Source organism: Pseudogemmobacter sp. TB195, assembly GCF_058313095.1.
On sequence record NZ_JBZEGG010000192.1, the window covers coordinates 1 to 548 of the forward strand.

The window sequence follows — 548 nt, forward strand, 5'->3', positions numbered from 1 at the left end:
GAAGCCACCTCGGCCCTCGACAGCTTCACCGAACGCGAGATCCAGGACGCCCTGGCGGCGGTGAGCCGCGGGCGCACCACCCTGGTGATCGCCCACCGCCTGTCGACCATCGTTAACGCCGACGAGATCATGGTGATGGACCACGGCGAGGTGGTGGAGCGGGGGACCCATGACGCGTTGCTGGCGGCGGGTGGCGTCTACGCCGGTCTGTGGAATCGCCAGCGCCGCGCCGAGCAGGCCCTGCAAACGCTGAAGGAAACCGGCGAGGAGGAAATGGCGGTTGGGGCCAGGGCCGCCGGTTGAACGGCGGGCTGAACCGGCGTGACGCGGGGCCGTGCAACCGGCTGCGCAACGTGGCGCGGGCCGGCCTGAATGTCTTCTTGCGTCACAATTGCCGCGTTCACGGCTTGCGGGTTGTGGTACACTACGGCGTGCGTTACGCGGTCACTCCGCCCGCATGGGACGTGATCCCCGAAAGCCTGCCGGGTTTTCGGGGATCACGTTCATGTCTGGAGGGTCCGGCAGCCGGACCGCCCATCACAATGACG

1 pseudogene is annotated in these 548 nt (G+C 68.1%); it reads left to right on the plus strand.

Going from position 1 to position 548, the window contains the following annotated elements:
• Positions 1-303, plus strand: a pseudogene (locus tag AC4FS3_RS29310) (metal ABC transporter permease); the annotation flags it as partial.
• Positions 304-548: the final 245 nt, after the last annotated feature.